The sequence below is a fragment of the Mesorhizobium sp. Pch-S genome (genome assembly GCF_004136315.1).
Taxonomy (GTDB): Bacteria; Pseudomonadota; Alphaproteobacteria; order Rhizobiales; family Rhizobiaceae; genus Mesorhizobium.
Genome location: NZ_CP029562.1, coordinates 1,464,927 through 1,487,081, shown reverse-complemented (window position 1 = coordinate 1,487,081; position 22,155 = coordinate 1,464,927). Strand labels below are relative to the sequence as shown.

The following is a 22,155-nucleotide window of genomic DNA, read 5'->3' as shown; positions in this document are numbered from 1 at the left end:
TCACCCCACCCTCTCCACCGGCACCACCGCCCTCAACTCCCTTCCCATTGCGTTGATCAGCAGCACGATCCTGTCGTCGCCGACGCTTTCCACCGTGCCGGCCTGGCCGGTCAGCGCGCCTTCGTGCACCCGCAGCCGGTCGCCCGGCTTCACCGTGGCGCGGTCCATGCGCATCACGTCGAACTGGCCGCTGTCCTGGGCGTGGCGGATCGCCTGCACGTCGGCGTCGCGGATGGCGATCGGCGCGCCGGCGCCGGCATAGGTCTGGCTGCGCAGCACGCGCGTCACATGCTGGCAGTCGAGCACGCGCGACCAGTGCTCGGAAGCCAGCACCAGCAGGTAGCCCGGCCACAGCGGGTAGTGCTGCCGGATCCATTTGCGGTAGCGGCGGTGGTGGAATTCCTTGCGGAAGCAAGGCAGGTACACCGTCTGGCCAAGGGCCGCGATCTCGGCGCAGGCCTGCCGTTCCGCCTGCGGATGGCTGCTGACGATGTACCAGGCGTTGTCGTTATCGTTCTGTGGCGCGCTCATTCCGCGGCTCCCTGTCGTTGGCCGTTTCCCTGGTCTTGTTCGGATCTCTGTTCCTGTTCCGGGCCCTGTTCGAGGCGCCGGCCGCCGCGCTTTTTCAGCGCGTGCAGGATGGAGGTGTGGTCGCGGTTGAAGATCCGGCCGATCTGCGGCAGCGACATATCGGGCCGGGCATCGGCCACCGCCTTGACGGCGTCGAAGCGCGCCTGCACCAGCTTCTTCTCCAGCCGCGGCCCGGTGATCTCGGCCAGCGTGTAGCCGTGCAGCGCGCCGACGCGGCTGATGATTTCGCGTGCCGGCATCCTGGGCTCCAGCACGTCGATGGTGCGATAGGCGGCAACGGCCGGGTCCTGGCGGGCGGGTTGCGGCCTCGGCTTGCGCGGCTCGGGCTCGACGCCTTTCGGCCTGGCGTTGCGCATGGTGTTTTCATAGCGGGCAATGAACATGGCTCAGCTCCTGCGCCGGGCCATCTCCCGGCGCTTGATGAAGTTCTGGACGGAAGCGGATGGGCTGGCCGCCGGCGGCGGCTGGGCGTGATCGGGAGCGGCCGTTCCGTTTTTCTGCGAAACGCGGAAAGGCTCCAGCTCCCTCTTTGGGGGCATGACGGGCGACGAAGCCGCCCCCCGGAAAGCCTGCAGCTTTTCGGGATTCAAGACTCTTGTCTGGATTCTTTTGTCTGTATCAGTCGGCAGTCTTTGCCGGATTTCGTTGATGACATTGCGTTTTTCGGCGAGTTTCTGGCGGTTCTCCGCCGACTTCCCGTCGAGTCTTTCCCGGTTTTCGATTTCTTCGGAGACCGCCTTGGAGGTGATGACATCACCGTCGAGGGTAAGCTTTCCGCGCCGGGTCAGCGTTTCGAAAGCCTTCCGAAAAGAAGTCGGGCGCATGCCGCAGCGGCGCGCCAGCAGGTCGAGATCGGCACGGATCAAGATGCCGTCATGGTCGTAGAGCTCGCACAGCAGCGTGATGTAGGCGGCGATCTCGTTGGGCGTCAGCCCGAAGGTGCCGTCGCGCCAGCGTTCGATGTAGAGCCGGAACCAGCGTTTCTTGCTCATGGTCGTTGCCTCATGGCGTCGCCACCAGGCGGATCGAGCGGGCGCGGCGGGGCGCATGGGTGAGGAAGCCGCGGTCTTCCAGCCCGGCGATCATGCGGTGGATGCCGGCCTTGCTGGCCAGGCCCAGTGCACGCTTCATCTCCTCGAAGGACGGGGCGAAGCCGTGTCGGCTTATGTAAGTCTTGACGAACATAAGTAGGTCGCGCTGGCGCGCGGTCATGCCGCCTGAATTGCCCGGGGCGTCTGCGGTTTTCACGGAAACGCGGCAACGCTCCAACGCATTGGTCCTGCGCGCCAACTGCCGCGCCACTTCGCGGGCCAGCCGCGGCTCGGCTTCGATGAGGGCGCGGGCCTGCAAACAGAGCGCTGCGGTCATAACGTCAGCACGCTCCAGGCGAAGCAGAAGAAGATGAAGGCGGTCAGCAGCGCTGCGGCGGCGCCGAGCCCGGCCATGACCAGGAGATGCAGCCGGTCAGCCGAGCAATTCCAGGAAAAGTGCTCAGCGGTTTTCCGTCCGGAATTGCGTGAAAGCAAAGAGTCAGAGCGTTTCCGCGTTTCCGTGAAAAACGGAAACGCTCTGGGGTCGGGGCCGCGCAGGTCGTCGTCGAAGTCGTACTTCACGGGCGGAACTCCTCGTTGTTCAGGGCCGTTCGGCCGCAGGTAGGGAAGAGGCAGCCGACGCCCGGGCGGCGGGAGGGGGGACCTGCCCAGGCGTCGGCCGTCCGCGACAGGGCCGCGGATGGTGAGGCGCCGCTGGTGCGGCGCATGGCAGAAAGCTGCGGTGTGGCGCCTGGCGTCGGGTGAAGTCACCGTCACTGCGGGGCGCTGTTCATGATCCTGAATATCACGCTATGTGAATTAATTGCAAGCCCATATGCGTTAATTCTTTTCACGGCGTGAATATGGCAAAAAGGGCCATGGCTGATGGTGGACGTTCCAATCAAGACATAGCGATGCGGCTGGCGGCGCTGCTTGCCGCGCTGCAGCGCAACCAGACGTCCTTTGCCCAGCTGATCGGCATCAGCCAGCCGGCGCTCAACAATTACCTGAAGGGGCTGCGGCGCCCGGATCTCGACGTGGCCATCACCATCCAGTCGAAGACCGGGGTCACTCTGGATTGGCTGTATCTTGGCGACCGGTCTGGATTACCCGCAAAGATGTTGGAGATTCTGCCCGACCTTTCCGATCGCCCGCAAAAGGCAGGATCGGCGCGGAGCGAGTGACGGCTTCCCAGTCCTCGCCCAGGCAGAAGATGATCTGGCGCACATAACGCAGCACCAGCAGCGCCTCGCGCTTGTCTTCCGGCAGCTGCGTGTAGAGTTGGCAGGCCACCCGTTTCAGGTGGCCGTCGGCGTCCAGCTTTGCATCCATTCCACCCACCCGCTGCACTCCTGATTGGAGCCGGTATTAGGAACCAATTCCTGTATCACTTGTCAAGAACGAAACAAGAACTTATACTTGTCTTGTGGAAGGCCTGAAAAGCTGATCATGTCGCGTCCTGCGCATCACCCCGAAAATCGGAATCGATTTTTCGGAAAGGGTCATGCGCGAAATCAAAGTGCTGGAGCGACCTTTGCGTGTCCAAAGGACGCGCGGCGCTCCAGGCCGAACGCACGAGCCCGAAAACCGGTGTCGATTGCCGGAAAGGGCGGTGCGACAGATCAAAGGGTGGGGTGTCCGTTGCGTGTCCCGGTGGACGCGCGGCGCCTCGGTGGGGGACTTGATGAAACCTTGGAAGATCGTGGTTGCCTTTCTGCTCGTCATCGCCGCGTTTTCGGTGTCGGGCATCGTCTCGCGCTTCTCGAAGCCGCCGGCTCCCACCGTGGAGGGCGTGGCCGCCGAAGCCGAAAAATCGGGGCTGACCATCTTCACGGCGCTGCAGGAAGCGCTGCCCGCCGAGTACGATAAATTCATGGCCGGATACCTCGCTCTGGCCAAGGAGGGCCGCAGCGCCCAGGAGACGACTGCTTTCATCGGCAAGAACCTGGCTGATATCCGCCGGCGCCATGCGGATGCGCTGCGCAAGGCAGACCCTGCGCTGGTGCTGGCTGTGCTCCAGGCCAAGCTGGATATGCTCGAGCTGGTCAAGGCCAACGAAACGGCGCAGGATTGTGGCAGCTGGATCGTGACGGGCACCATGACCCCTGCCATGCAGGCGAAGAGCGCAACCTATGCCGCGCCTGCCGATCGCTTTGCCGCCGCCGTCATGCGGGCCATGGGGGCGGGCGAAAAGTCGGCGGTGGAAACCAGTGCCGTGACGGCGGATGACTGGCAAGCCATTGCAACGCAGTTTGTCGCCAGCGGCGGCACCGCGGCGGAACTGAAGAGCCTGGCTGCCGGCGCGCAGGATCCTCGTGCCTGCGAAGTGAACCAGAAGTTCCTCAAGGTGCTGGCGGATGCGCCGGGTGTGTCCGGGCAACGGATGAGAGCCGAAACCGTGCGTGCGTTCGTTCTGACTGGATCCAGCTAAAGCAATTCCAGCAAAAGTGCGCAGCGGTTTTGCGTCCGGAATTGCGCCGAACCAGGAAGCAATTCCAGCAAAAGTGCACAGCGGTTTTGCGTCCGGAATTGCGCCGAACCAGGAAGCAATTCCAGCAAAAGTGCGCCGCGGTTTTGCGTCCGGAATTGCGCCAGGCAACGAGAGCGTTGCGGGCGATTCTGCTGTCGCCGGAAATGCTCCAGGCGCGCTCCGCGCCAGGCGTTCTGTCGCGGCGGGTTCGCCGCCGTTGAAGCGTCACAGCCGGCTTCAGGGTGACGGCCGGGCTGCCGCGACGGCGGGCCCGGCTTTCATGCGTTTCCGGCGGGCGGGCACTGGTCCTGGTCTTGAGGGTTCGGGCGGGATCAGCAGGAGCGCGCGCCATTGCCGCGCCGCGCCAGGCGGGCTGAAGCGCCGCCCGGGCGCTGTTGCAGATCCCTGGCGTTCCGCGGGTGGTGGCAAAGGCGAGCCGAGCGCCACATCCTGACGGTGCCCGCCTCGCGCGGGCTTTCTTTTTGCGGGCGCGCACCGTCTTCGGTCGGACGCAATCGCGGTTGATGATATTCACACAGTGTGAATTTTAAGATTGATAACTTCACGCAATGTGATAATCGTATCCATGCTCCTAGGAAGGGATGGATATGTCCAGTCACATCGATGCCACGGGCCGCCTGGTGTTCCGCAAATCCGGCGAAGACCGCTGGGTCGTCACGGTCGACAGTGTGCACGAGCGTACCATCACCAGGGACGGTGCCTGCTTCATCGCCTGGATCGGCTGCCGTGATCGCCACTGGTCGTTCCAGCGCGCGCTCGATGCCTGCGCCGACCATGCCCGCTTCCACCAGCAAGCCTGCGCCATCGCCCAAGCCAGGAACGAGACGGCGCGCGGCGCGCTTGCCGCGACGCCGCCCGGAGAGCGTGAACGGCTGATCGGCGCGCTCGAGGCCGAGCGCGACCTGCTTGACTATGCCGACGCCCATATGGACGTGCCCGCCCGCAAGGCGGCGATCGACAGCCAGATCGCGGCGATCCGCGCGGCGTGAGCGCACCGGAACCGGCCCCTACCGGACCACAAGCCACAGGAAGACGTCATGACCCTCTACCACCAGGTGCCGGAATTCGCCTCCGTGCCGGCGCTCGTTGCCGACACGATGCTGCGCTATGACGGCGCCGGCGCGGTCATCCCCGGTGATCGTGTCCGCACCGTCGAGGAGCGCTTCGTTTACCGGGTGGCCGCCGCCGCCAGCGACTGCGACATCGAGACGGCCGGCGGCGTCAGGCTGCGCGCCGTTGCGCTCGACGGCAGGAGCTGGACCCCGGCGCAGTTCGACGCGCCGCTGGATGGCGTCACCAACGCCGATGCCGCCCTGCAGAAACTGGCCAGCCGGGTCGGCGCCGGCCACACCGTCGATCTCGGCGGCGGCACATTCGTCCACACCAGGCCGCTGGCCTTCGCCGCTGCCGCCGTCGCGGTGACGGTGCGCAACGGCAGGCTCAAAATCTTCAGCGCCAGACGTTTCTGCGCCGCGATCGTCGCCCGTGATGGCATGACCATCCGCGACATCACCATCGAAGGCGACGGCGAGGTCGGCACCGAGGGCAGCGAACGCCATCTCATTGGCATCTGGGGCGGCGCATCGGGTTATGCCGGGCCGGATTTCGAAGCCGGGCTGCAGCAGGCACCGGCCCAGCGCGTCACCATCGACAATGTGACGGTGACGAAGACCACTGTCGGCATCTCTTGCGCCTGGGCCGCCACCGATGCCGAGCAGTCCGGCTGGCGCATCACCCATTGCCGCTTCCTCGACATCGTCGGCAGCAGAACCGCCGGCGGCTCGGAAGGCTGCGGCATCGCGGTCGGCCGGATGTCGGACTACAGCGTTTCGGGCTGCGTCTTCGACAACATCAGCCGGCATGCCTTCCACCATGGCAGCCATGGTGCCCGGTGGCGGTTCGTCGACAACCGCATCCGCAACACCGGCGACGTCGCCATCCAGGTCAAGGTCGAAGACACGCAGGCTTATGCGCACGGGTTCGTCATCGCCGACAACATCATCGAAGGCGTCACGCGTTCGCTCACCGCCGCCGTCGGCATCGGCATCTATGGCAAGGCGCAGGATTTCACCGTAGCCCGCAACCGGATCCGCGCTGTCGCCCGGACCGGCATCGACATCGCGCCGAGCGGCAGCGCGACTGCCTATGGCTTTGATGCCGATTGCCTGGACAATGACGTCGTCATGCCGGCGGACACCGCCTCGGTGCAGGCGGCGATCCGCTACACGGCACTGTCCGGGCGCTGTTGCGGCAATCTCTGCTTCGTCCAGAACGTCGCCTACGGCCTGCACATCCATTCCGGCCTGGGGTCCTCGACGCAGAAGATCTTCGTCAGGCGCAACACCGTGCGCGCCACCCACGCCGGCGCCACCGCGTTCCGCGTCGCGGTCAACGCGCCGCGCGCCGTCGACATCTTCGAGAACGACCTCGACGGCTTCGCCGCCGCCAACCGCATCCGCGACACCTCGACGGCGGGCACGATCGTCACGGATCTTTAGCCGGCGGCCGGTCGCGCCGCGCTCCAGGGCGCAGCCGCCAAGGCCAGGGGCGGCCCACCTGCGCCAAGCTCCGCCTGCCAGCGCGCGGCGTGAGCGCGGCAGCAGCAATTCGCATCCAACCTGCAACCGGAAGGAACTGCCATGAACGCCTATCCCGCCAACCGCACCGAGATGAAAGCCTACGACACGACCGTCATCACCTCCGCCTACCTGAAAGAGGCAGGCCGCGAGGGGCAGTTCCTGCTCAAGGACTATGCCGGCATTGCCGCCGAGGTCGACGCTGACACCCAGCAAGGCATCTTCGTCCGCTCGACTTTCGACGCCACCAAGGTGTGGGTGCGCGAAGGCAGCTGGGCCATGACCGGCAAGGACATCCGCTGGTATGGCGCCATTGCCGGCTCCGGCCACGGCGCCGCCAACCACACCGCCATCCAGGCAGCCATCGACACACGCGGCAGGATCGTCATTCCCGACGACAGGAATGGCGACTTCGAGGTGAACGATACTTTGCTGGTGCGCTCGAACACCACTGTCGCCTGGGTCGGCAACAGCTTCATCAAGCTCACGCAGACCTCATCCGTCGGCGCCGTCATCGTCGCCTATAGCGAAGGGCCTTTAGGGACCATACCACCCGTTCCTTCCGAGAACGTCTTGTTCGACAATCCGCTCGTCGACGGCGGAAACCTCGGTTATGCGGCTAACAGGCCGGGAGGCGAGAATGGCGTTGGCGGCGCCTTCGTTCGCAACCTGCGCATCCGTGGCGGCATCGTGAAGAACTGCCGTCATGGCAACAGCGCGCCGATCGGAACCGGCGGCAAGGGCATCCAGATCGAAGCCGATGTCCAGAACTGCACCGCCGAAGGCACGCTCATCGTGGACTGCACCGTCGGTGTGGAGACAGGTGGCGATCATGATGGCGGTGTCAGCACAGGCATCCACTACAAGAACCTGACCATGGTGCGGTGCGACCGCATGATCAGCCTGATGCAGACCTATACTCCGGCGTCGCTCCTGGTCTCCGACAACAGCGCCGTCGTCGAAGGCGTCACCGGCTACAATTGCGGCCGCGAAAGCCATGGCGCCGATGAGGCCGCCAAGCAGGCTTTTGGGGCCATCTTCATCGACCGTTACGCCAATGCAGTCATTCGCGACGTCACGCTGTGGAATGACACGGATTACGGCCAGCTCGGCGCGCTCGTGCGTCACTATATCGGCTACAACAACAAGGTCGCGATCGAGTTCAACGGCAACGCCAGGGTGCTGGTCGACAACCGCACGCCGGCGCCCGGCGCCGGTACCAATGGCAACCGCACGCTCAACCAGTACAAGGTCCACCATAGAGGCGGCGGCGCGGACTACGCCGTGCGCAACGATATCGTCGCCGCCGTGGCCAACGAATACGACATCCGCACGTCGAGCGTGGACGTGGCGCTGTATGACAGCGAGAGCGCCCAGGCCAACAACCATGGCAGGTTCCACAACCTGCTCAACGATCTCATCATCGAAGGCCGCATGGACAGGCTGGCGGCCGTACTGGGCACCGGTGCATACGGAACCTCCGCCAGGACAGATGTCGGCGAGCGCCGCATCAACAATGTCTGGATACCTTATGGCGGACCGTCGCCGATGATCCTGCCGCTCAACACCTATGCCGACAATGCCGGCGCGGTGGCGGGCGGGCTTACCTCCGGCATGCTCTACAAAATGCCGGTGGCCGCGGGCTACCAGGTGATGGTGGTGACCTGAGATCATCTCGAATGTCTGCGGCGTGCTCTTGGTCGAGCGCGCCGCTCCCCACCACTCGCCCGCAACCACCGTCGACAGGCACATCGCGGGCAGCGTCAGCTTGCCGGCGGAGCCTCGGGGGAAAGTTGGCTGCCCCGCGTCGGCTTGCCGGCCTCGGCGAAAGCGGCTTAGATCGCGCCGTCTCTTTGAGGTTCGCGGCGCCATGAAAAGCGCGATCAGGTACACGGTTGCCGGGCTGTTGCTGCTGGTCCCGTCGGTGGCCAGCGCCGTCGAGTGCCGTTCGGTGGAGGGGCGCTGGGGCAACGTGCGGGTTTCCGCCGTGCGCCAGGTCGAGGTGATCGGCAGGACGATTTTCGTCACCGGCACATTCGCGGGCAAGGTCTCGGCGCCGCGGACACTGAGCTGCGTGCCGGGTGACAACGGTGTTTCCTGTGAAGCAAGGTTCGGGCCGCTCGTCGTCCTGATCATGAGTGAAGGCACGCGCCTGTTCGAGTCGGTGGTGGACCTGAGCATCGCGCGGGAACAGGTCAACCTCACTTACCAATGCGACGGCAAGATCCGCATGTGATGCAGCAGTTCAGGCTCGCGGCGACAACCGCCGTTCCAACGCCTCGACCTCGCTGTCGGAAAACACCTCGATGCCGTGGTCGCGGAGCAGGGTGGCGGTCACGCCGGCGCCGGGGTGCCTGTGCCCGCTGAAACTGCCATCATGGATGAAGCCGCTGCCGCAGGACGGGCTGCCGTCGATCAGCAGGGCAAACCGGCAATCGTGCTGGCGCGCCAGCGCCAGGGCTGCGCGCGCGCCGGCGACGAAAAGGTCGGTGACATCGCCGCCCGTTGCCTCGAACACCCTGGCGCTTCCGGCAAGAACGGCGTGGCCATCCTTTCCTCCGGCAATCTCGGCAGGCGGGCGCGGCACGCTGAAACCGGCGGTCAGTTCCGGGCAGATCGCCACGACCCGCCCTTCCTGGCGCCATCGCTCCAGCGATGGATGCGCGAGCGGCTTGGCCGAGCCGTTGTAGCGGACCGGACGGCCGAGAAGGCAGGCGCTGACGAGGATCTTTTCCATCACGGCTGAAACCGGGCCCTGGCCACTGCGTTCCGCATGCCGCTACCGCTCGTCATCGAGCGGTCGGCGCACATGGGGTACGAGCCTTTTCGCACAGGCGCCGAACGCCGTGAAGTTCAGTCTTGCCTGCAGCAGCGAAAGTTCGCCGTTCGGACCGCCGCGGACGCTCTCCAGGTCGCTCTCGTCCTGGCCGTCATCCTGCCAGAAGCAGACGGGGCATATCTCGAACGCACCGCGTTCGCCCAGCGTGCGGAAACCGCAGCAGGGACAGCGGGCGCCGCTCATGCCTCGCCCGCGTCGTCGCCGAACTGCTGGACAATTTCGATGTCGCCGACGATCGCGGCGTTGAAGGCGTCGAGCTCCCCGGCGGGCACCCAGTATTCGCTGTGCGCGCGTCCGCCCGCTTCCTGGACCGGGTAGCGGTCGAGGACATCGCGGCGCACCGCGAACCGGGTGACATAGCCGACGCCGCTGCGCGGCACGTTCCAGTCGCGCGCGATCTTCACCGCATAGTCCTGCATGGTGACGGGATAGAAGATCGGCTGGTCGGGCAGCCGGGAGGCCTTCATGCCGGCCTGGCGGATCAGCTCCAGCTCTTCCGGCCCAACCGGGCGCCAGAGCGTGACGGTGTCGGCGGTCAGATCATCCTCCTCTTGGCTGCTTGGGCGGATGCCGTCGGCGATCAGAACCGGCTTGGCCCGCGCGGTCCGCAGGCCTGGCGAAACCGGTTGGTGCGCAGCAATCCCTGACGCCTTCCCGGCAACACCTCTGGCGGCGCCGGCACGTCGCCGAATGATCGGCGTCGGCTCACCGGGCAAACATCCGGCTCAGTCCGTATTTCCCTCGTCGCCATTGCCCGACAGCACACCGAATTCGCGCGATTTGATGCCCTGGCCGCTGACCAGTATGCCTTCGGCCGCCAGGCCGAGCCGCAGCAGTTCGCGGATGGCGGCGGCGCGCGATGGCATGCGTTTTTCGTAGCGCCAGTTTTCCAGCGCTTCGAGCTCCTCGGCGCTCAACATGATCTGCAGCCGTTCCGGTCTTCCCAGATCCGCCATGGATGTCTCCCTCAACCGTCCTTTCAGGTCAAAAATGAGTAAGTGACACACACTGCATCAAATACATAGTTCACTGCTTATATGCTGCAAGTAGAATCTGCACACAGTCAGCATCCGGCACAGATGAACCATGCCGCATACTATACTAACTATATGATTTCATTGAAATAATTTTGACTTTCGGTTGTATTTCAGCGGAATTGGGCGCACTATCCGCTTTTGCCAATCAAGGAAAGGAATCGGACGATGAAACGTCCCCTTCCGTCGCGGCTGCTCAGCGAAACCTGGGACGCCGTCATCCAGGCCAAGGCCAGCGAAGGTTGCGTCAATGTCTCGGCCATCGCTCTTGCCATCCGGCGCACCGCCCGCTTCCAGAACGTGCCCTTGCCGGGCATCGAAAAGGCGGTCCTGCATGCGACCCTGTCGGTCGGCGCCGTGGTTGAATTCGACAAGGGCGAAACGGCGCATGACATGCCGGACGACGACGCCTGCCGGCTGTCCGGTTCTGGTGCAGCCGTCCAGCGCGACGGTGCGCAACTTGGCACATTGCAGGAGAAATAACGGCCTCGCGGCCATGCCATGTGCTGCAAACTCCGGCTGCCAACTTCCGAAGTTTTTCGGAACCATCCCTCTTTTGAGCGGTTGCCCCTCCATGACGGATTTCAACCAGGAGGCTGTTTTGGGTCACGCACGCAATGAGCGTTACGCACGCATCCGCGCTCGGGCAGCCGAGATATGGCTGCAGGAAGGATGCCCCGGAGACCAGCAGGAGCAGCATTGGCTGCTGGCGCTGCGCGAAATCGATCGCGAGGATGCGGCCCGTAAGGATGATACCGCCCGCAAGGATACGGGGCTCAACCGCAAGCCGGGCAGGGCCGCCTTGCCGGTCAGGATGGGCAGGCTTGCCGAGCCGGTGATCCGATTGCCGGGCCAGCCCAAGGCGCGCGCCGCGCCGGCACAGCGGCTGCGCTCCAGCCGCATCTAGAGTTTTCCATTTTTCGCCGGACCGCGCCTGCGCGGTTCATGTTGAGGCCATCCCTGCAAGGAGGACCTGACAATGGGTCGTGGCATTCTGTTGTGGCTGCTCGGCATCCCCATCCCGGTCATCATCCTGATCCTGCTGTTCTGGCACTGATCCCCAGGGACAGCACTGGATGAACGATCGGGCAGCGCGGCCGTGCGGCCGCAAACCCGGAACGCGGCCGGCGAGGCCGCAGATCCCGAAACGGGCGATCCCCGCCCAATGGAGAAGAAACCATGGACTGGAACCGCATCGAAGGAAACTGGAAGCAGGTCAAGGGCAAGGTCAAGGAGCAGTGGGGCAAGCTCACCGATGACGACATCGACCAGATCGCCGGCCGCCGCGACCAGCTCGAAGGCAAGATCCAGGAGCGCTACGGCATCGCCAAGGATCGCGCCAAAAGCGACGTCGACAGCTGGTTCAGCCGTCTGCCCTGAACCGCGCAGTGGCCGGCCTCGCACGGACGCGGCGGCCATGAAAGCATAGGTGGAGGAGGCAGGGATCCCGGCTTCGGCCGGGGTCCCTTCTTTGTATCCTCTCGACGGCGCAACGGTCGTCGTATCGGCGCTCATCCGCCGCCCGATAAGAACGCCCATCGCGCAGCGGCCACCACGGTTTTTTGTAGCGCTTCAATGAGGGACCCATAAAAAGCCCGCATCATCGTTCAGGAACCATTCAGCGTTCCGGCTGTTCAGTGAATCAGGGACGCTTTTTCTTGGAGGATACAATGGAACGACGGCAGTTTCTGATGTCGGCTCTCGGTCTTGCCGGAGCGGCGGTAGCGGTTTCCGCCCTGCGGCCCGCCCAGGCCTTCGCTGGTGTCGCGGCCCCAGGCCCCGGCATCCTGGACGAACTGGACAGGGCCGAGCCCGCGGTTCTCGACGGCGACGCCGAGGCACAGGTCGAGCAGGTCGACCATCGCCGCTGGCACCGCCGCGGCTGGGACGACCGCCCCGGCTGGCGCCGCCACCACTGGCGTGATGGACCACGCTACGGCCGCGGCCCGCGCTGGCGCCGTGTCTGCCGCCGCGTCTGGCGTCGTGGCGAATGGCGCGTGCGCTGCTGGCGTGAGCGCGTCTGGCGCGGCGGCTGGTAAAAAGTCCGGCGAATGATCTGACGGACAGCCCGCTGCCGCGATCGGCGGGCTGTCCGGGCAACACAATGTGGGGCTGCCCCGGGCCTTTACGCCGCGGCGGCCGCGCGTGCGATCGCCGCATCCTGATCCGGGGCGCCACCCGATACGCCAACGGCGCCGATCAGCGTTCCATCGCTGTCGTGCAGCGGCACGCCGCCACCGATCAACAGCAGCCCGCCATGGTGGATGTGGTCGAAATGCAGGGCCGGTTCGCCGACCTGCAGCGGCGTGTTCAGTGCTTCGGTCGGCGCCTGGAACATCACGGCGGTGCGCGCCTTGGCGATGGCAGTTCGTTCGATGCCAGCCATGCGCCATCCATGCGGGAGAAGGTCACCAGGTTGGCGCCGGTGTCGAGCACCGCGAACACCGCTTTCAGGCCGATCTTGCTGGCGGCGGCTTCACCCTGCGCCACCAGGCGCCGCGCGTGGTCGAGTGTCAGCTCAGGCATTTTGCGTCCACTCCGTTTCCTGCCACCCCTTGGCGGTGTCGATGGTGCCGAGGGGACGCATCGTGCGGTAAAGGTGCTCTTCGGCCGGGATGATCTCGACCATCGCGTCGATCATCTCCTGCGGGTCGAATTGATCGGCGAGTGCGGCGCCGAAATCCGGCATCGGAACGATCGCGCCCTTGGCGTCGTACCATTGCGTGTGGCTCTCCGCGCCGGTGTCGTTGAAGCCGGTGCCGAACACGCCGGGATTCACCGTCGCGACCTTGACGCCGTAAGGCGCGAGCTCCGCCCGCATCGACCCGGCGATGGCCTCGATGGCGTGCTTGGTGGCGCAGTAGACGCCGAGGAACGGGATGACCAGGATGCCACCCATCGATGAGGTCCACACAACCTTGCCTGCCTTGCGGGCAACCATCTTCGGCACGATGCCCTGTGCCAGCTTCATGTGACCGAAGACGTTGATCTCGAAGGATTCGCGTGCGCGTTGCAGCGGGATGTCGAGCACCGATCCACTCTCCATCACACCGGCGTTGAGCACGAGGATGTCGGGATCGTAGGTCGCGGCATGCGCGATATCGATATCGTCGAGCAGGTTGAGTTTGATCACTTCCAGCGAGACGCCTGCATCGCCTGCATCGGCGCGCAGGCTGCGAACCTGCGGCCAGGTCTCGGCGGTGGCGACGACCTTGTGTCCGCGCCGGGCGAGCTCGATCGCCGCGCCGCGGCCAAAACCGGAGCTGGCTCCGGTGATCAGGATTGTCTTTGACATGGTTGTCCTCGTTTTTCAGTCCGATAAGCCATCCGCTTTTTCGCGACGGCGACGTCTCCCGGAGGGGACCTGCTGAAAACTAGACAGCCTTGACTGTCGCAACAATCTCGCCAATCCTTGGTGACGTGATGAACAGCGCTCATCAATCGACCGATCTTTTCGCGCTCAACGTGTTTCTCGCGGTGGCCAATCATCGCAGTTTCCGCGCGGCGTCGATCGAACTGAATGTCACCGGTTCCGCCGTCAGCCATTCCGTCCGCAGCCTCGAGCAGCGCCTTGGCGTACGCCTGTTCAACCGCACGACGCGCAGCGTCTCGCTGACCGAGGCCGGACAGCGCCTTGCCGCCAGGCTGCGCCCCGCCGTGACCTCGATCGCGGAGGCGCTGCAGGAGGCCAACGATTTCCGCGAGGTGCCGAGCGGCACGGTGCGCATCAATGCCAGCGATGCGGCGATACGCATGATCCTGCGCCCGCTTCTGGCACGGTTCCTCGGCCGGTACCCGCAGATCCATCTCGACATCGTCACCGACGGCAGGCTGAGCGACATCGTCGCCAACGGCTTCGACGCCGGCATCCGCCTTGCCGAAGCCGTGCCGCAGGACATGATCGCGGTGCGCCTCACCGAAACGGTGCAGTTCGCCGCTGTCGCTTCCCCCGATTACGTCCGGCGTCGCGGCCGTCCTGCCGTCCCGCAGGATCTCCACCAGCACGATTGCATCCGCTTCCGCTTCGAAAGCGGCGCGCTCTACCGCTGGGAGTTCGAGCGCCACGGCATCGCCGAAACCGTCACCGTCGACGGCCCGCTCACGCTCACCGATCAGGCGTTGATGGTGGATGCGGCCATCGACGGCATCGGCATCGCCTTCGTGCCCGATTTCCTGGTCCGGGATGCGCTTGCGGCAGGCAGCCTCGAGCGCTTCCTCGTCGACTGGTGCCCGGTCTTCCCGGGCGTGTGCCTCTATTACCCCGGCCGCCGCCATGTCTCGAGCAGCCTGCGCGCGCTGATCGACACGATCCAGAACGAGCGCAGGTCCGGCGCCTCGGCAGGTTAGGTCCGTTGGGCAAGGCCGGGCAAGCGGATGGTCATTGGCGGTCGCGAAGCGCCGGCTGCAGCGGGACGCTACAAGCCCCCGTCGATGCCACCTCGACTTCGCCTAAAGTCCACCGTTGTCCGCCCGGCCGGCAATTGTCCGACTCACCGTTTGCTGGCAAACTTCACGCTGCTGACGAGGGGTAAGTCAGTGGGCTGAGGCCCGATTTTGCTTCGGCATGCTCCCAGGTCGGGCCTCGCCCTACCCCTTGTTTCCAGCCATGCGGCCAGGTTGGCCGAAGAAATCGAGGCTCTTAAGGCGAAGCTCGCCGCCCTGGAACAGAAGAAGACGCCGGCACCCGGTTGATTGCGAGATCAAGGCCTTCGCGCAGCGGCATGGCCAGCTCTCGACCGTTCCCTTTTACAGATCTCTTCTCTCGAAGAACTTCTTGGTCCGCTGACCGATATAAAGCACCACTAGGAAGAGCGCTGCGCTTGCGTACACATTGAGGTAGATGGAAAGCAGCAATGAGGTGGCAGCAAAAAGAGCAAACGCCAGACCGATTGTGATCCTGACAGACCACGAATTGTCTCTGCAACCCCACGCCGTAATCAGCCCGGTCGCAATAGTAACGAAGAGGGCGAGTCCCGTAAGCCCGCCAAGCGATGGCCAGTGCGGTTTGACAAAAATCTTGACCGTCAGAAAGATCGCGACAAGTACGACAAACGGCAATGCGAACTGTCTCAGGGAATATCGCAACAGAATGCCTCAAGCACCAGATTGTGCAGACTTACCGCAAAAGCTTGAATCTTGCGTTTCCAGCCTCTGCGGACAGCAGCCGGCAATAATCACCCGCTAACCATCTTCATCGCCCCGCGGTCGATCTACGGCATCTGCCGTATGTCGCGGTTTCCTCCGCTGCGGCATGGTCCAGGCCGCAGTCCATCAGACAGGAGGGATGAGATGAAATCGATGATCGTGGCGGCTGCTGCCGCCTTCATGCTGACGGGCACAGCTTCAGCCGGCGTTCCGGCCAAGCTGGTGATCGCCAAGGACTCGCAGAAGGCCACGGCGACGCTTGTCAGGACCAAGCCGGGGGCGAGTGGCGGCGGTGGCGGGCCTTCGTTCTGCACGCCATTTGGCTGCAAGACCCTGGGCCATGGCTGGGGCGGCTAACTCTTCCTTCGCCTGCTCGGCTCCGGCCGGGCGGGCACTTCATGGACAGAGCGTTTCCGTTTTTCACGGAAACGCGGACACACGCTGCCCTTGTACGCAATTCCGGACGCAAAACCGCTATGCACTTTTGCCGGAATTGCTCTGGCCGCGCAGGCCAGCCGGGTTGTCGGCACCGACCGCATAGGTGCCGTCGCCGCGCACCACCTTGCCGTTCTCGAAGCGCAGCACTTCGCTGACGCTGGCGCCCTTCTGGTTGCGGTACTGGATCACCAGCGTGTCGATGCCGCCGAAGATGCGCTCGACGGTGAAGTGCAGGTCGGGGATGCGGCTCAGACCCACCTCCCAATAGGCGCGCAGTGCCGCCTTGCCGACCAGCCTGCCGCCCGTCTCCGGCAGCAGCCCCGCCGCGATCGGCGAGGTGAAGACGACGTCATCGGCAAAATGCGACAGGATCCGGTCGAGATCGTGCGCATTCCAGTCGGCGCACCAGCGCTCGGCAAAGGCGTTCCAGTCCACGGCCATCTCCATCGGTTTCCTGAGCGGCTTCATTCCTTGATAACCATCCTCGCACGAGCCCGGCCGAAATACGGCATCTGCCGTATGCCAACGCCAAAGGTTCCCGGGCAGATATCCAGGCGGGTCGCGTGAAGCGCGCCGCGATCCGGCACCGCCAGGTGCCTTGTGCGCAATCTGGAAGGGATAGATCGATGAAACGTATCGTCATTGCCATCGTGGCGGGCCTGCTGGCGGTCTCCGCCGCAAACGCCGCCGGGCCTAACAGGTCGGGCAAAATCAGCAGCGGCCTGCCGAACGGCAAGCACTGGACCCCGTTCGGCTGATCGGTGTGTCGAACAGCACCTGCTCCGGTCAGCCGGGGCGGGTGCTTCCTGGGTGTCTGCTGTTGAACTGTCCGGCGGCGCCAGCATCAGGAAAAATGGCAGAGGCCGATATCCGCTTCAGCGGCTGCCGCAAGTTGGCTAATGGTGTTGCCGAGTCTAGGAAGTTGCTAGCCAGCTATATGCCTGAGCAACGACGCCGACAGAGATGAGAAGAAAAGCGACTTTGTAATAACGCCCGTAAGGCGATTGGTATTCGTGTTCCTTGGCAGGCATAGCGGTACTCCCCAACACCACTCGACACGATTATGCACTAGCACTTGCGGGGTGGCGGTACAATCAGTTCTCCCGACAGCGTTAGCGATTCATCCACACCGATGTAACAAAGCCACGGATTCTGAGGGCCAGTCGCTTGTGGCCCCAGCCCGGGAGCCGCTAGAGCTATTCCGGAGAGAGCGGAAACGCTCTGGCATGCGCGCCAAAGGGGGGAGGGGCTCTTGCGGATCTGCAATTGTGGTCTGATCGATCGCAGGACGTTGCTGCGTGGCGCTGGCGCGACAGCGCTGGCGATGCTGGCGTTTCCGGCTGTCGGAAACGCCTTCAAAATTCGCGCCGGAACGTTCTGTGGCCTGTCGAAAGACCGGAAGCTGCCGGCGATGACCGGACTTGAGGCGAGTGAAAAGGCAGATCGGGTCGTCGCCGAGATCTGCGGCATCGTCGGGCTGCCGGCCAACTTCCGCGTCCTGGCGATCGATGATCCGAAGGCGAATGCCTTCGCCTCCATCCAGGATGGCGAGCGCCTCGTCGTCTACAGCGAACCGTTCATGGAGCTGATTGCGGACCGGCAGAATCGCGACTGGTCGGGCATGGCCGTCTTCGCCCATGAAATCGGCCACCATCTCTGCGGCCACACGCTGGACAATGTCGGGTCGCGCCCGCCACGGGAGCTCGAGGCGGATCATTTCGCCGGCTTCATCGTCGGCCGCCTCGGCGGCGACCTGGACGATGCGACACGCGTTTTCGCCAGGATGGGCACCGGATCGGCGACGCATCCGCCGAGCGCCGAACGCGTTGCCGCCGCATCGGCCGGCTGGAGGAAGGCCACCGGCAAGGCCGGCGAGGACCGCCTCAATGTGCTCACGCACAATCTGAAGGACGGCAACTATGTCCGGGTGGTGGTGGAGTTCTCGGGCCGCGACCGACGCTGGACCGAGGTGCAGCACGGCCAGACCTTCGCCGTGTTCGAGGAGCTGAAGCGCAAGGGCAGAAGCGTGTTCCTGTTCGACGAGGGTCGCTCCATCTGGGTCCGGCTCGATGTCGACGGCTCCGGCCAGTTCGCCACCGGCTTCTGGGCGCGAGGAGACAGGCAAAAGGCGACCCCGCCCTGGTCACCGCTGGATCCGGTGGCGTGGAGATAGCCGCGGGTTCGTGGGTTGACGCTAGAGAACGCTAAAGGTTGAAAACAGATGGTCAGGATTTCGTTTTTCGCAACGGTAGCGCTGGTCGTGTCGTTTCAACCGGCATCCGCGCGCCGTTGCTACGAGCCATCGGTGCCTGCATGTGCCTCTGGCTACGGGGCGTTTGACGATGAGGACGATTTCCGAAGCTGTAAGAGCGACATGGAGAATTACCAGTCGGAGGTCGAAGAGTACCTGTCCTGCCTCAAGAAAAGCTCCAATGAAACTCTCGACGATTACAACGCGGCTGTAGACAGCTTCAATCGTCGCGCCCAGGACAACTAGATATGGCGTCGCCTAGCCGTTCGGATCCGGCACGCCGCGCCGGATCTCCTCGGAAAAGCCCTGTCCGATGCCAAAGGCCCTGGCGCGTTCGCTGATGCGCGAGCGTTCGATCAGCTCCTTCAGCGGCAGCCGGGTGTCGAGGCGCTTCTGGTCATAGAGGTAGCCCTGCAGGTAGCCGTTGACGAGCAGGCGCCAGTCGGTCGGCACGCTGGCCCCGATCAGCCGCAGGATGCGCACGATCGCCGTGGTGCAGTTGGTGGTGATCGAATTGTAGAATTGCGGCTGCGTGGCCAGCGCGTTGGCGTCCTCGACATAACCGGCCAGGAAGACCCGGGCATGGTCGGCCGGCACGGCGAGCCGGTAGAGGTGCACGTCCTCGCCGCGCACATTGGTGCGCAGGCCGATCAGGTCGCGTTCGTCGGCCGCGATCACGATCAGCGTGTCGGTCTTGAAGGCATCGGCCACCGGCGAATATTCCGTGCCCACCCGATAGCGCGCCTCGATCGACCAGGCGACCTGCTCGCCGCCCTCGAAGCCGAAGCTGACGATGGTGTGCGCCATGGCCGGTCCGGCCCAGTAGGACATGAACAGGTCGACGGTCCTGAGCTTCGACAGGTCGTAGCTGCGCGTTTCCCAGCTCTCCGTGAAATCGGTCTTCGATCGCCAGGTGAAGTTGCGCATGTTGGTGAGGGTCAGCCGGTCGCCCTCGATCCTGCCGGTCACCTGGCGCGCATCCTCCGGCACGAAGGCCGCGTCGCCTGGCGGCGTGATGCTCGCCCACCACACCAGCACGCCTGCGAAGACCACGGCGAAGAGCCCGACGGCGCGCCACCTCAGGCGCGTGAACAGGGCAACCAGTGTCGCCAGTCCGAACAGGCAAAACAGCGCGGCAGCGACGATGCGGCCGGCTTCCGGCAGCGGCAGCCGGTAGAAGAAGGCAAGACCGGCCCACACGCTTGCCAGCGCGATGGCAAGGACCAGGAGGGCAATCAGCCCATAAAGACCGGCACGACGCATCGAAACTCCCGGAATCACACCCGGCATGGCCGCCGGGCATATGTCAGGTTGACGAGCACGGCCTGGAAATCAAGTTCCCGTACTAGGAGTTGCCGAACGCGGCCATCGGATCGTATGCGGGGTGGCTTGCCTCACGTGCGGTCTCAGGCGTGTCCTGTTCTTCGGCAAACCCTGTACTTTCGTACCAAATCGCAGTTTGGGGCTGACAACAGCTGCAAGTTGTATTATGCGCGCGCACTTCAACGCAAAACTGGGAGGTTTGGACAGCGAGGCTTCGATGGGCCGGCCCCGATACGAATGCATTCAAGAGCCTGCGGGCACCTGGAAGGTCTGGGACAACGCGCTCAACCGGGCGGCGGAGCTGGACGGACAGCAACTGGTCAACCGATCGCTGTTCCGTGCCGAAGCCGCCTGCCAGATCCTGAATCGCATCCATCTCGGCTCCCGTTTCTGACAGGCCGGTTGCCTCGGGCCCATCTCCCTCCGTTTCCGCCACGCCATGTCCAGGGGAACGTCTGTCGTGCTCATCCGTTCGATCCCGAAAGGAGATCGAGCCATGGCGAAGGTCCGGCATCTGGAGAAGGACAGCGCGATCAACGAGACCGATGCCGCCGGAACCGCGGCGCTGCGCAAGGGGTCGACGGGCCGCGAGGAAACCACGATCACTGGCGCCTGCCTGTGCGGAGCGGTGAAGTTCACGCTCGCGGGCGACCCGATCCGCGCCGGCCTCTGTCATTGCCAGGACTGTCGCCGCGCCAGCGGCAGCGCATTCTCGACGTTCCTGATCTGGGACCGTTCGGCCTTTGCCTGCACCGGTCCGACGGGGGTCTATGAAGGCAGGAGCTTCTGCTCTTCCTGCGGGTCCCGCGTGTTTTCGCTGCGCCCCGAAGAAGCGGAAATCATGGCCGGCGCGCTCGACCGGGCGCCTGCCGGCTTCACGCCGGGCTACGAACTGTGGACGAAGCGCCGCGAGCCCTGGCTGCGTCCCGTGCGGTCGGCAAAACAGTTCGAGGAAGATCGCGGCTGACAATGGCAAGGCGGGTTACCCGCTCGGCGGAACTTTCCGGCATGCCTGATCGATGATAGCTATCTTCGGTGACCGTCGCTGGATTTCGGTGCGGTTTGTCGGTTTTGTTATCCATTACCGTTTCGAGGTTGCCCGAGGCATTTGACAGCAATTTGAGATGAGCCAACTCCATATTGTCCCCTATGATGACAGCTATAGGGATGAAGTACTTTCCCTCACCATCGTGGCATGGGCTTCGGTGCTCGGGAGTGCGAATTTGGATCAGCTTCCCCGCTTCGCGTATGACGCCTTTTACCCCGAGGGCTGGCAGGCTAGGCAGACGTCGGACGTTGCCGAATTGCTTGCCACCGAGCCGGACAACATCAGCTTGGCCCTTGTGGATGGAAAGCTGGCGGGCTTTATCGGCATAAGAATCCACCCGAAGGACAGTATGGGTGAAATCCATATCATCGCTGTAGCTCCCGACCGGCAACGGCAGGGCGTCGGCAGGATGCTGCTGGCGCACGCCGAAGGTCTCATCAGAGACGCTGGGATGAAAATGGTGATGCTGGAAACCACCGGAGATGCGGGTCATGAAGCCGCACGTCGGACCTACGAGGCTGCACGATACACGCCGTGGCCGATCTCCAGATATTTCAAGAACCTGGAATGATGGCGAGGCCACTCACCATCATCCCATGAGTTCGTTCTCGACTGGTTTAGCCGGGCTTTGCGGCCATTGAGGGGGATTGGCCGTGCAAAGGGGCAACGCCTAGAACCAGCTCAGCGACAGCCGGAACGGTCCGACCTGCAGCTGCCACACCGGGCCATCGTACCAGCCATAGGCATAGTGCAAACGCCATTTGCGCCAGCTGACGCCGCCATGCCAGCAGGAACGATCCGCCATCGTCGCGATCAGTGTCGACGGGTGCCAGTCTTCCGGGTCGGTCTCGCCGCGCAGTTTCATAGGCCGTATCGACTATATCACCCCGGAAAACTCAAGCGAGAGCGCACATTGCCAGCCGTGCAGAACGCTGATGGCCTTCGGCTTCCGCGCGCGTCGTTTCCCTTGCAGGTTGCATGGAAAATTGACTCCGGACCGGCGTTGCGGCTGAATGGGTTGCCGCTGGGAGCCCCGCATGCGTGTCGTTGTCGCCTTTGCCGTGATCGCCGCCGCTCTGGCGGGCTGTGCTTCCCCCAGGCATGCCATGGTCGGCAACGCCTCGCGCATAACCGTCGCGCCGGACCTGCCGCTCGATGGAACCATCATGCAGCGCGTCACCGCCATCATCTGCGCCAAGGCCTTCATCGACCCGCAGCCGGCTCCTGCCGACGCGCTGGCGGCGCTGCAGAATGAAGCGGCGGCAATCGGTGCGGCCGGTATCTACAACGTGAAATATGCGCAGACCGGCCTGCTCGACCGCTGCGGTATCATGCCCGGAACCCGGGCGACGGCGATAGCCTACCGGGCGGGCGGCTAGGCCCCTAGA

General features: G+C 64.3%; 33 protein-coding genes and 1 pseudogene. 19 read left to right on the top strand and 15 right to left on the bottom strand.

Annotated elements, in window-relative coordinates; translation table 11 throughout:
- The 5 genes from C1M53_RS06925 to C1M53_RS31635 are packed head-to-tail and all read right to left on the bottom strand — an operon-like array spanning position 1 to position 2,204.
- Positions 1-531: a transcription termination/antitermination NusG family protein gene (locus C1M53_RS06925; protein WP_129411565.1), complete on the bottom strand. Its 531-nt coding sequence runs from the start codon at positions 529-531 to the stop codon at positions 1-3.
- Positions 528-974 carry a helix-turn-helix domain-containing protein gene (locus C1M53_RS06920; protein ID WP_129411564.1) on the bottom strand — a complete coding sequence of 149 codons (447 nt, stop codon included), beginning with the start codon at positions 972-974 and terminating at the stop codon, positions 528-530. Before C1M53_RS06920 ends, C1M53_RS06925 begins: the two co-directional genes overlap by 4 nt.
- Before the next feature lie 3 nt (positions 975-977).
- A complete protein-coding gene (locus C1M53_RS06915; protein ID WP_165358073.1) occupies positions 978-1,583 on the bottom strand; it encodes a DUF1376 domain-containing protein in 606 nt (201 codons plus the stop codon).
- 10 nt (positions 1,584-1,593) lie between these two features.
- Entirely contained in the window at positions 1,594-1,959 is a 366-nt protein-coding gene (locus C1M53_RS06910; protein WP_129411562.1) for a hypothetical protein, read from the bottom strand.
- A complete protein-coding gene (locus C1M53_RS31635) occupies positions 1,956-2,204 on the bottom strand; it encodes a hypothetical protein (protein ID WP_165358072.1) in 249 nt (82 codons plus the stop codon). Before C1M53_RS31635 ends, C1M53_RS06910 begins: the two co-directional genes overlap by 4 nt.
- Before the next feature lie 332 nt (positions 2,205-2,536).
- Between C1M53_RS31635 and C1M53_RS06900 the strand changes: the two genes are divergently transcribed.
- The 6 genes from C1M53_RS06900 to C1M53_RS06875 all read left to right on the top strand — a co-directional run bounded on the left by C1M53_RS06900 (position 2,537) and on the right by C1M53_RS06875 (position 8,925).
- Positions 2,537-2,806: a helix-turn-helix transcriptional regulator gene (locus C1M53_RS06900; RefSeq protein WP_165358071.1), complete on the top strand. Its 270-nt coding sequence runs from the start codon at positions 2,537-2,539 to the stop codon at positions 2,804-2,806.
- A gap of 500 nt (positions 2,807-3,306) precedes the next feature.
- Positions 3,307-4,053: a hypothetical protein gene (locus tag C1M53_RS31630; RefSeq protein ID WP_165358070.1), complete on the top strand. Its 747-nt coding sequence runs from the start codon at positions 3,307-3,309 to the stop codon at positions 4,051-4,053.
- 647 nt (positions 4,054-4,700) lie between these two features.
- Positions 4,701-5,102 (top strand): hypothetical protein, encoded by a 402-nt coding sequence (locus C1M53_RS06890; RefSeq protein WP_129411559.1) that lies wholly within the window; start codon positions 4,701-4,703, stop codon positions 5,100-5,102.
- Between the two features lie 48 nt (positions 5,103-5,150).
- Positions 5,151-6,611 carry a right-handed parallel beta-helix repeat-containing protein gene (locus tag C1M53_RS06885; protein WP_129411558.1) on the top strand — a complete coding sequence of 487 codons (1,461 nt, stop codon included), beginning with the start codon at positions 5,151-5,153 and terminating at the stop codon, positions 6,609-6,611.
- Between the two features lie 141 nt (positions 6,612-6,752).
- Positions 6,753-8,357: a hypothetical protein gene (locus tag C1M53_RS06880; RefSeq protein WP_129411557.1), complete on the top strand. Its 1,605-nt coding sequence runs from the start codon at positions 6,753-6,755 to the stop codon at positions 8,355-8,357.
- A 202-nt stretch (positions 8,358-8,559) separates the two neighbouring features.
- Positions 8,560-8,925, top strand: a complete 366-nt coding sequence (locus tag C1M53_RS06875) for a hypothetical protein (RefSeq protein WP_129411556.1) — start codon at positions 8,560-8,562, stop codon at positions 8,923-8,925.
- 9 nt (positions 8,926-8,934) lie between these two features.
- Here the strand turns inward: C1M53_RS06875 and C1M53_RS06870 are convergent, their stop codons facing one another.
- From C1M53_RS06870 to C1M53_RS06855, 4 genes are all read right to left on the bottom strand, one after another.
- Positions 8,935-9,429: a DUF523 domain-containing protein gene (locus C1M53_RS06870; RefSeq protein WP_207213074.1), complete on the bottom strand. Its 495-nt coding sequence runs from the start codon at positions 9,427-9,429 to the stop codon at positions 8,935-8,937.
- A gap of 39 nt (positions 9,430-9,468) precedes the next feature.
- Positions 9,469-9,711, bottom strand: a complete 243-nt coding sequence (locus C1M53_RS06865) for a CPCC family cysteine-rich protein (protein WP_129411555.1) — start codon at positions 9,709-9,711, stop codon at positions 9,469-9,471.
- On the bottom strand, positions 9,708-10,013 hold the full coding sequence (locus tag C1M53_RS06860; RefSeq protein ID WP_207213119.1) for a hypothetical protein: 306 nt from the start codon (positions 10,011-10,013) through the stop codon (positions 9,708-9,710). The genes C1M53_RS06865 and C1M53_RS06860 overlap by 4 nt, the downstream gene beginning before the upstream one ends.
- 240 nt (positions 10,014-10,253) lie before the next feature.
- On the bottom strand, positions 10,254-10,484 hold the full coding sequence (locus C1M53_RS06855) for a hypothetical protein (protein ID WP_129411554.1): 231 nt from the start codon (positions 10,482-10,484) through the stop codon (positions 10,254-10,256).
- 246 nt (positions 10,485-10,730) lie between these two features.
- Between C1M53_RS06855 and C1M53_RS06850 the strand changes: the two genes are divergently transcribed.
- From C1M53_RS06850 to C1M53_RS06835, 4 genes are all read left to right on the top strand, one after another.
- Complete coding sequence (locus tag C1M53_RS06850; RefSeq protein WP_129411553.1) at positions 10,731-11,045, top strand: hypothetical protein; 315 nt, start codon at positions 10,731-10,733, stop codon at positions 11,043-11,045.
- A 91-nt stretch (positions 11,046-11,136) separates the two neighbouring features.
- On the top strand, positions 11,137-11,469 hold the full coding sequence (locus C1M53_RS06845; protein WP_129411552.1) for a DUF2934 domain-containing protein: 333 nt from the start codon (positions 11,137-11,139) through the stop codon (positions 11,467-11,469).
- Positions 11,470-11,741: 272 nt separating this feature from the next.
- On the top strand, positions 11,742-11,942 hold the full coding sequence (locus tag C1M53_RS06840) for a CsbD family protein (RefSeq protein WP_129411551.1): 201 nt from the start codon (positions 11,742-11,744) through the stop codon (positions 11,940-11,942).
- A gap of 290 nt (positions 11,943-12,232) precedes the next feature.
- Positions 12,233-12,601, top strand: coding sequence for a protamine-2 (modular protein) (locus tag C1M53_RS06835; RefSeq protein ID WP_129411550.1), 369 nt, complete (start codon positions 12,233-12,235; stop codon positions 12,599-12,601).
- Between the two features lie 86 nt (positions 12,602-12,687).
- Here the strand turns inward: C1M53_RS06835 and C1M53_RS06830 are convergent.
- Together C1M53_RS06830 and C1M53_RS06825 are read right to left on the bottom strand one after the other, a co-directional pair.
- Positions 12,688-13,088 (bottom strand): annotated as a pseudogene (locus tag C1M53_RS06830) (heme-binding protein).
- A complete protein-coding gene (locus C1M53_RS06825) occupies positions 13,081-13,857 on the bottom strand; it encodes an SDR family oxidoreductase (protein ID WP_129411549.1) in 777 nt (258 codons plus the stop codon). The pseudogene C1M53_RS06830 and the gene C1M53_RS06825 overlap by 8 nt, the downstream one beginning before the upstream one ends.
- Before the next feature lie 128 nt (positions 13,858-13,985).
- Here C1M53_RS06825 and C1M53_RS06820 point away from each other — a divergent pair, with 128 nt between their 5' ends.
- Positions 13,986-14,909: a LysR family transcriptional regulator gene (locus tag C1M53_RS06820; RefSeq protein ID WP_129416057.1), complete on the top strand. Its 924-nt coding sequence runs from the start codon at positions 13,986-13,988 to the stop codon at positions 14,907-14,909.
- 399 nt (positions 14,910-15,308) lie between these two features.
- Here the strand turns inward: C1M53_RS06820 and C1M53_RS06815 are convergent, their stop codons facing one another.
- Positions 15,309-15,620, bottom strand: a complete 312-nt coding sequence (locus tag C1M53_RS06815; protein ID WP_129411548.1) for a hypothetical protein — start codon at positions 15,618-15,620, stop codon at positions 15,309-15,311.
- Positions 15,621-15,851: 231 nt separating this feature from the next.
- Between C1M53_RS06815 and C1M53_RS06810 the strand changes: the two genes are divergently transcribed.
- The gene (locus C1M53_RS06810; RefSeq protein ID WP_129411547.1) at positions 15,852-16,064 is read left to right on the top strand and encodes a hypothetical protein; all 213 of its coding nucleotides are present in this window, start codon (positions 15,852-15,854) and stop codon (positions 16,062-16,064) included.
- Positions 16,065-16,181: 117 nt separating this feature from the next.
- On the opposite strand, the gene C1M53_RS06805 is transcribed toward C1M53_RS06810, so the two are convergent.
- On the bottom strand, positions 16,182-16,613 hold the full coding sequence (locus C1M53_RS06805; RefSeq protein WP_245488470.1) for a nuclear transport factor 2 family protein: 432 nt from the start codon (positions 16,611-16,613) through the stop codon (positions 16,182-16,184).
- 158 nt (positions 16,614-16,771) lie between these two features.
- Between C1M53_RS06805 and C1M53_RS32320 the strand changes: the two genes are divergently transcribed.
- From C1M53_RS32320 to C1M53_RS06795, 3 genes are all read left to right on the top strand, one after another.
- A complete protein-coding gene (locus C1M53_RS32320; protein ID WP_281040922.1) occupies positions 16,772-16,903 on the top strand; it encodes a hypothetical protein in 132 nt (43 codons plus the stop codon).
- Between the two features lie 494 nt (positions 16,904-17,397).
- Positions 17,398-18,318: a M48 family metalloprotease gene (locus tag C1M53_RS06800; RefSeq protein ID WP_129411546.1), complete on the top strand. Its 921-nt coding sequence runs from the start codon at positions 17,398-17,400 to the stop codon at positions 18,316-18,318.
- A gap of 48 nt (positions 18,319-18,366) precedes the next feature.
- Positions 18,367-18,642, top strand: a complete 276-nt coding sequence (locus C1M53_RS06795) for a hypothetical protein (RefSeq protein WP_129411545.1) — start codon at positions 18,367-18,369, stop codon at positions 18,640-18,642.
- A 12-nt stretch (positions 18,643-18,654) separates the two neighbouring features.
- On the opposite strand, the gene C1M53_RS06790 is transcribed toward C1M53_RS06795, so the two are convergent.
- Positions 18,655-19,659: a DUF4105 domain-containing protein gene (locus C1M53_RS06790; RefSeq protein WP_129411544.1), complete on the bottom strand. Its 1,005-nt coding sequence runs from the start codon at positions 19,657-19,659 to the stop codon at positions 18,655-18,657.
- 226 nt (positions 19,660-19,885) lie between these two features.
- On the opposite strand from C1M53_RS06790, the gene C1M53_RS06785 reads away from it, so the two are divergent.
- From C1M53_RS06785 to C1M53_RS06775, 3 genes are all read left to right on the top strand, one after another.
- The gene (locus tag C1M53_RS06785) at positions 19,886-20,113 is read left to right on the top strand and encodes a hypothetical protein (protein ID WP_129411543.1); all 228 of its coding nucleotides are present in this window, start codon (positions 19,886-19,888) and stop codon (positions 20,111-20,113) included.
- Positions 20,114-20,215: 102 nt separating this feature from the next.
- Entirely contained in the window at positions 20,216-20,686 is a 471-nt protein-coding gene (locus C1M53_RS06780; RefSeq protein WP_129411542.1) for a GFA family protein, read from the top strand.
- A gap of 157 nt (positions 20,687-20,843) precedes the next feature.
- Positions 20,844-21,338 (top strand): GNAT family N-acetyltransferase, encoded by a 495-nt coding sequence (locus tag C1M53_RS06775; protein WP_129411541.1) that lies wholly within the window; start codon positions 20,844-20,846, stop codon positions 21,336-21,338.
- Between the two features lie 99 nt (positions 21,339-21,437).
- On the opposite strand, the gene C1M53_RS06770 is transcribed toward C1M53_RS06775, so the two are convergent.
- On the bottom strand, positions 21,438-21,632 hold the full coding sequence (locus C1M53_RS06770; protein ID WP_129411540.1) for a hypothetical protein: 195 nt from the start codon (positions 21,630-21,632) through the stop codon (positions 21,438-21,440).
- Between the two features lie 172 nt (positions 21,633-21,804).
- On the opposite strand from C1M53_RS06770, the gene C1M53_RS06765 reads away from it, so the two are divergent.
- Complete coding sequence (locus tag C1M53_RS06765) at positions 21,805-22,146, top strand: hypothetical protein (RefSeq protein WP_129411539.1); 342 nt, start codon at positions 21,805-21,807, stop codon at positions 22,144-22,146.
- Positions 22,147-22,155 lie beyond the last annotated feature (9 nt).